The sequence below is a fragment of the Niastella sp. genome (assembly GCF_045805085.1).
GTDB lineage: Bacteria > Bacteroidota > Bacteroidia > Chitinophagales > Chitinophagaceae > Niastella.
Map to the genome: position 1 here is coordinate 1 of NZ_JBJMLX010000060.1, position 3,870 is coordinate 3,870.

4 protein-coding genes are annotated in these 3,870 nt (G+C 46.6%); 3 read left to right on the top strand and 1 reads right to left on the bottom strand.

Annotation, left to right across the window (positions count from 1 at the left end; all coding sequences use genetic code 11):
* The first annotated feature begins 183 nt into the window (after nt 1-183).
* From ACJ751_RS02495 to ACJ751_RS02505, 3 genes are read left to right on the top strand one after another with little or no spacing between them, the layout of a single operon-like run.
* Entirely contained in the window at nt 184-1,245 is a 1,062-nt protein-coding gene (locus ACJ751_RS02495; protein ID WP_407743797.1) for a WG repeat-containing protein, read from the top strand.
* Between the two features lie 60 nt (nt 1,246-1,305).
* Complete coding sequence (locus ACJ751_RS02500; protein ID WP_407743798.1) at nt 1,306-2,277, top strand: hypothetical protein; 972 nt, start codon at nt 1,306-1,308, stop codon at nt 2,275-2,277.
* A gap of 4 nt (nt 2,278-2,281) precedes the next feature.
* Nucleotides 2,282-2,743 carry an SRPBCC family protein gene (locus tag ACJ751_RS02505; protein ID WP_407743799.1) on the top strand — a complete coding sequence of 154 codons (462 nt, stop codon included), beginning with the start codon at nt 2,282-2,284 and terminating at the stop codon, nt 2,741-2,743.
* A gap of 55 nt (nt 2,744-2,798) precedes the next feature.
* Here the strand turns inward: ACJ751_RS02505 and ACJ751_RS02510 are convergent.
* A partial coding sequence (locus ACJ751_RS02510; protein WP_407743800.1) for a murein L,D-transpeptidase occupies nt 2,799-3,870 on the bottom strand: 1,072 nt, incomplete at its 5' end.

Consider the following 3,870-nt stretch of genomic DNA (forward strand, 5'->3'; position numbering starts at 1 on the left):
AAAAGGCAAAAGGCAAAAGGCAAAAGGCAAAAGGCAAAAGGCAAAAGGCAAAAGGCAAAAGGCAAAAGGCAGAGAATTTTCCGCGGTGCAATGTCGCTTATTAATTGCAAATAATCGCGAGCTATTCACCATTGACCATTCACCTGTAACTTGTAACCTGTAACAGCAATTAGCTAAGAACGTATGGAACAAACCGAGTACTTTCAATTCTACGAAGGAAACAAAATGGGCATCAAAACGGTTGATGGGGAGATCATTATTCCCGCCATTTACGATTTTGTGGCCCATTCCACAGATGGCTTGTTTACCATAACGGAAGGAGATCACACTGCTTACTTCGATACTGCAGGTAACCAGGTGTTGCCCTTTAGCAATAAATATGAGTCGTACGGCAATTTTACCGGGGGACTGGCGCGGGTGCGACACCATGAAAAATGGGGGTTCATCAATATATTCGGGGTAGAAGTGATCCCGCCGCAATTTTATTTCGCCGATGAATTTTCAGATGGCCTGGCCATTGTGCGGAACGGGAACGACCTGCATGGCGCCATCGATGAAACTGGTAACCTGGTGATCGATTACCAGTTTCCGGTGCTCACCCCTTTTGAAAAAGGGTACGCCAAATTCGGTGATCTGAAAACCTGGGGACTGATTGACAAAGCAGGTAAGATCGTTGTTCCGCAAATATATATTTCCATTGGCCGGGTGTACCGCAATACCGTCACCGTGCAGGTGCAGGAAGGAGAAGAATACCGCGAAGGCGAACTGACCATTGGCGGAACCGTGAAATGGAACAATAACCTGGACCATTTGAATGAGGCCAACCAGCGAAAGAAACAGTTTATGGCCGCCTGCGAACAATTGATCGCCGACCTGTATGCCACAGGCTGCCCTTGCGAACATGAGCGGTTCAGGGATTTTATTCAATGGAACAAACCTGTTGGGTTTATTGACCAGGAATTGCTGTTTTCGGTTTTTATGAAACATTTGCAGGACATGGGAGGTGAAAAGTACCAATGCGCGCATTGCGGCACGGTTTATCAGCAGAAATGGGAACAGTACAGCGCTTTTTTGTGGGTGTTGAATGTAACCATTACAACGGCTGGTAACTTCATTAGCAAAGGCGCACCGGTATCGACAGTCATTCCCATGGCGCTTGGATTTTATGGTTATGGAATAGAAAAGTACGGCGACAAATACGAACAAAAAGATATTGATACCGTGATCGGTTATTTAAAGGAATAACCGCCCGCACCTTGTAATATCATGGCCGATTTTTTATCTTCGGCCCTGAAAAATTACCTGATGAAAAACCCATTGATTCCGTACTCCCTGCTGTTCATAGGTGTATGTGCAGCTTCCCTTTCTGCCGTTGCCCAGGATAAAACACCAGACACTGTTTCCGCGGGCATTTATATTACCAGCATCCATAATATCGACTTCAAGGAAAAAGAGTTTTCTGTGAATTTGTGGCTTTGGTTGAAATACCGGAACCGCGCTTTCAATTTCTACGACAACCTGGAAGTGCCGGGCGCCAAGGAAGTGACCAAATCGTTTGTTACCATCGACAGCTCAGGCGATAAGGTGTACATGCAAATGAAGCTGCAATGTGTAATGAAAGATAGCTGGAAGATTGCCAACTTTCCCTTCGATAAACAAAAACTCAGGTTCTCTATCGAAAATTCGCAATACGATTCCCGCTCCCTGGTATTTGTAGCCGATACCGTTGGCGATCATTACGATAAACGTTTTGCCATGAGCGGCTGGACGATCGACAGCTGCATTATTGCCACCGGCAAAAAAGCCTATGAAACGGCTTTTGGCGATGACCGGTTATCAAAACCCCATACCGAATACAGCAACTTTAAAGTGCGCCTGAGTGTACACCGCGAGGCCATGGATATGTTCTGGAAACTGTTCCTGGGTATGTACATCGCCTTCCTGATCGCTTATGTATGTTTTTATATTCATTCCGATGGGATGGATTCGCGGTTTGGATTAAGTGTGGGTGCGCTGTTTGCCGTAATTGGTAACAAATATATTATCGACTCTTCCTTACCCGAAACAACTTCCTTTACCCTGGTTGATACCCTGCACGGGTTGACGCTCTTCTTTATTTTTGCGGTAGTTTCATCAACTGCCTTCTCGTTGCAACTGGTTAAAAAGGGTAAGGCAGAGAAAGCAAACCGCTTTGATATGATCATGGCCCAGGTATTATTGCTGATCTATGTAGTACTGAATATTTATTTTATTAACGCCGCCGCTAATAGTAATTAAGCCCATGGGTGTTTATTATTTACATGCCGAACAGTTATTACCGGGTGATATACAAACCGCCTGGGCGTTCTTTTCATCGCCCAATAACCTGGCATTGATAACGCCGCCGGAAATGGATTTTGTAACCCTGACCCCCCTGGCAGATGGGGCGGAGATCTGTGCCGGCATGCTGATAGATTATACAGTGAAGCCATTGTTTGGCATTCCCCTGCGCTGGCAAACTGAGATCACGAGTGTGCAAAAGCTACATTCCTTTACCGATAAACAATTAAAAGGGCCTTACCGGTTATGGGAGCATACCCATATTTTTACGCAAACCGATAATGGCGTGCTTATGAGGGACGAGGTAAAGTACCAACTGCCGTTTGGGTCCCTGGGCGGCCTCGCCCATGCCCTGCTGGTGCGTAAAAAGCTGCAGGCACTGTTCAGGTATCGTAAAGCCGCTATAGAACGCATATTTAAATAGAAAAAGCCCCCGCATAGAAAAGTCGGGGGCTTTCTTTTATCCGCTTCCTGACCTTTTAACGCTTCATAAGCAGGCCTGAAAGTTGTGCGTCTCTTTTGTAAATATCTTCCCTGAAATTCAGGTCGCCCTGTCTGTCGACCCAGGCTGTAAAATAAGTTATGTAAACCGGCATTGGGTTTTTAACCGCTACGAATTGCTCCTTTCCGCCGGCCATTGCTTTGCTGATCCTGTCTGTTGTCCAGGCAGTATCATCGCGCAACATATACGTGGCCAGGAATTTTGGATCGGCCACCCGTATACAACCATGGCTGAAAGCGCGTTTGCTTTCCTGGAAAAGACTTTTTGAAGGCGTATCGTGCAGGTAAATGCTATGGCTGTTGGGGAACAGGAACTTCACCTGACCCAGGGAATTCCAGGGACCAGGTTTTTGCCGAACATCAGTACCATTCCATTCCATGTGATTTTTTTCCAGGTAGTTGGGGTTCTTTTGAATGCCTGGTAAAATTTCTTTTTTCAAAATGCCGGGTGGAACATTCCAGTAAGGACTGAACACCACCTGGCTGATGGTGCCGGCAAAGATCACCGTTTTGTTTACATCCTTACCCACTACCACGTTCATATTCCACAGCAGCGAATCATCATCATAAGCATGCAGCACAAACTCGGGAATGTTTACTGCCAGGTACCGGCCGCGAACATCGGTAGGTAACCAGCGGTTGCGTTCCATGTTCACCATTATTTTTTCAATCAGCTGCGGTACAGGTATATTCAGTTCCCTTACCATACCACCGCCGGCAATGCCGTCCGCCGTCATGCCATGTCTTCTTTGAAAGCGTTTAACGGCTATCAACAGGGTGGAGTCGTAGGTGGTTGAACCGGTATCGCTGGCATTGGTTAAATCGCCAAGGAGGAAAAGCTTTTTGCGCAGTTGAACGATCCCGGGTGAATTGTCGCCGGGGCGCATGGGCTTGTTACCGGGCAGGCTGATAGTGCTATTACCGGCAGGCAGGGCTTTATATTTTTTAAGGTATTCTTTTAACAGGTTGTACTGGCGGTAAACCGGTTCTTTAACAGTGCCGGCATTCCCCTGCTTCAATACAGAATCGAGGAACGCACTGTACGAAAGT

Coding starts and splice junctions, on each gene's coding strand:
- ACJ751_RS02500 (WP_407743798.1), top strand. CDS start 1,306: ATGAAAAACCCATTGATTCCGTACTCCCTGCTGTTCATAGGTGTATGT.
- ACJ751_RS02505 (WP_407743799.1), top strand. CDS start 2,282: ATGGGTGTTTATTATTTACATGCCGAACAGTTATTACCGGGTGATATA.
- ACJ751_RS02495 (WP_407743797.1), top strand. CDS start 184: ATGGAACAAACCGAGTACTTTCAATTCTACGAAGGAAACAAAATGGGC.